Below are 1926 nucleotides of genomic sequence, written 5' to 3' on the forward strand. Positions count from 1 at the left end.
GCCTTGAATCACGCTTCAGCCTAATCCGGAATCCCTAGAGTCCACAGATCCTAGATCGCCGCCCGTTTCAGCGTCACCAGGGCCTGGTCGATCAGGCGGGCGTCGCCGACGGCGAGGATCTGGCCGTTGTCGTCGGGGGCCGCGCCGCGCCAGTTGACGACCTTGCCGCCGGCGGCCTGGATCACGGGGACCAGGGCCGACCAGTCCCAGGGCTTCAGGCTGGTCTCGGCCACCAGGTCCATCCTACCGGCCGCCACCATCGCATAGGCATAGGCGTCGCAGCCCAGGCGTGCCAGGCGGGCGGCGGCGCGCACCTGGGTCCAGGCGCCCAGTTCCGCGCCGTTGAAGATGTCGGGGTCGGTCGTGGAGATGACGGCGTCGGTCAGCTTCTCGCAGGCCCTGACAGCCAGGGGCGTCTCGGTCTCGCCGCGCAGCAGGCGGGCGCCGGACGGACCGCCGATGAAAATCTCGTCCAGATAGGGCTGGGCGATGACGCCGACCGTGGGCGTCCCCGCCTGGCGCAGCGCGATCAGGGTGGTCCAAAGCGGCAGGCCCGAGATGAAGGCGCGGGTGCCGTCGATGGGGTCAAGAACCCAGACGTGATTCGCCTCGGGACGGTCGGCGCCGTACTCCTCGCCGATGATCCCGTGGTCGGGATAGCGGTCGGCGATCAGGCGGCGGATGGCCGCCTCGGCCTGTTTGTCGGCCTCGGTGACGGGATCGAAGCCGGCCGCGCCGCCCTTGTCCACATGGCCGATGTCCGAGCGGAAGAAGGGCAGGGTGACGCGCGCGGCTTCGCGCGCCAGTTCGATGGCGAAGGCTTCATATTCGGTCATTCCGTTCCCTTACCGCGCTTTCGCCGGCTTGGGCGCCCCGCAAGCCGTCTCAGACCGGGGCGCTGTCGGAATGCAGCGACTTGGCCAGGTCCAGCAGGCGACGACGGGGCCGTTCGTCCAACTGGTAATAGGCCTGGATCAGGTCCAGAGTCTCCTTGCGCAAGAAGGCCTCGCCGCCCTTGAGAGGCGCAGCATCCTGATCCAGCGCCTCGGCCAGGCCGTCGTAGAAATAGGCGACCGGCGTTTCCAGCGCTTCGGACAGCCGCCACAGGCGGGCGGCGGATATGCGGTTGGCGCCGCATTCGTATTTCTGGATCTGCTGGAAGCGGATGCCGACCTGAACGGCCAACTGTTGTTGGGTCAGGCCCAGCAAGCGCCGGCGCCGGCGCAGGCGGCGGCCCAGATGCAGGTCGATGTCGTCGGCCATGACGTGATCCTCGTCGCGACGTCTGTCCCGATGCGGGACGACTCGCGGCGCTGGCGGCAATCCACATGCCGGTTCGCGCGACAGGGGAAACGTCATTCCTCGAACGCACGGCGCAACCGGATCGATTGAGGCGCATTTAAAGCGGCAGCTTGGCTTTTACAGGAAGGTTCTCACCATGGGCATTATCGCCTGGATCATCATCGGCATCGTCGCGGGCTGGCTCGCGGAACAAATCATGGGCCGCAACCACGGCCTGCTGACCAATCTGATCGTCGGCATCATCGGCGCCCTGATCGGCGGTTTCGTCGCCGGCGCCCTGGGCATCAGCTGGGGCGGCTGGATCGGTTCGACCATCATCGCCACCATCGGCGCCATCATCCTGCTGTTCCTGCTGGGTCTGATCAAGCGTCGCGCCTGATCGCATCGGCATCGCCTGAAGAAGGGGCGGCTCGCGAGAGCCGCCCCTTTTTGCTGCGTCATGATAAGAACGGGCGCGATTTCAGACACGAAAAGGGGCGGTCGGGATGACCCGACCGCCCTTGTTTCATCGTCTATCGACCGATCAGTTCGGTTCGGTCGGCGCCGGGGTCGGTTCGGCGGCGTCCGGGGCCGTGGTCGGCGGCGTCGCGGACGGAGCGGTCGGCTGGGCCATCGGATCCGCAG

General features: G+C 67.1%; 3 protein-coding genes. 1 reads left to right on the forward strand and 2 read right to left on the reverse strand.

Features of this window, described 5'->3' with window-relative positions; translation table 11 throughout:
• Positions 1-50: 50 nt before the first annotated feature.
• Positions 51-836, reverse strand: a complete 786-nt coding sequence (hisN, locus tag RTU05_RS18110; protein WP_312599668.1) for a histidinol-phosphatase — start codon at positions 834-836, stop codon at positions 51-53.
• A gap of 49 nt (positions 837-885) precedes the next feature.
• A complete protein-coding gene (locus tag RTU05_RS18115) occupies positions 886-1263 on the reverse strand; it encodes a helix-turn-helix transcriptional regulator (protein WP_312599669.1) in 378 nt (125 codons plus the stop codon).
• A 175-nt stretch (positions 1264-1438) separates the two neighbouring features.
• Here RTU05_RS18115 and RTU05_RS18120 point away from each other — a divergent pair, with 175 nt between their 5' ends.
• Positions 1439-1681 (forward strand): GlsB/YeaQ/YmgE family stress response membrane protein, encoded by a 243-nt coding sequence (locus RTU05_RS18120; protein WP_312599670.1) that lies wholly within the window; start codon positions 1439-1441, stop codon positions 1679-1681.
• Positions 1682-1926 lie beyond the last annotated feature (245 nt).

This window comes from Brevundimonas sp. (genome assembly GCF_032017145.1).
Taxonomy (GTDB): Bacteria; Pseudomonadota; Alphaproteobacteria; order Caulobacterales; family Caulobacteraceae; genus Brevundimonas.

Coding starts and splice junctions, on each gene's coding strand:
- hisN (WP_312599668.1), bottom strand. CDS start 836: ATGACCGAATATGAAGCCTTCGCCATCGAACTGGCGCGCGAAGCCGCG.
- RTU05_RS18115 (WP_312599669.1), bottom strand. CDS start 1,263: ATGGCCGACGACATCGACCTGCATCTGGGCCGCCGCCTGCGCCGGCGC.
- RTU05_RS18120 (WP_312599670.1), top strand. CDS start 1,439: ATGGGCATTATCGCCTGGATCATCATCGGCATCGTCGCGGGCTGGCTC.